Raw genomic sequence first — 238 nt, 5'->3', positions numbered from 1 at the left:
CCTTATACGAAGATACTCACAATAAGTGTCCACACAGATTGATGGTTTAATAAGTTAAGAGTAGGAAATACTTTTCCAGATGGGGCTATAGCTCAGCTGGGAGAGCGCCTCGCTGGCAGCGAGGAGGTCTGCGGTTCGATCCCGCATAGCTCCACCATCTTTAAGTGTTCTTCCTTAAGAATCTTTAAAAATGGTTATTTCTTTAATTAGAAAAATCTAGCTCTTTAACAATTTGGAA

At 40.3% G+C, this 238-nt stretch carries 1 tRNA gene; it reads left to right on the top strand.

The annotated features are described in order from the left end of the window. The first annotated feature begins 81 nt into the window (after positions 1-81). A tRNA-Ala gene (locus BCV39_RS18555) sits at positions 82-157 on the top strand. Positions 158-238 lie beyond the last annotated feature (81 nt).

It is taken from the genome of Vibrio sp. 10N.286.55.E10 (genome assembly GCF_002872555.1).
GTDB lineage: Bacteria > Pseudomonadota > Gammaproteobacteria > Enterobacterales > Vibrionaceae > Vibrio > Vibrio crassostreae.
The sequence above is the reverse complement of the archived record's forward strand: the minus strand, read 5'-3'. Positions and strand labels throughout refer to the sequence as shown.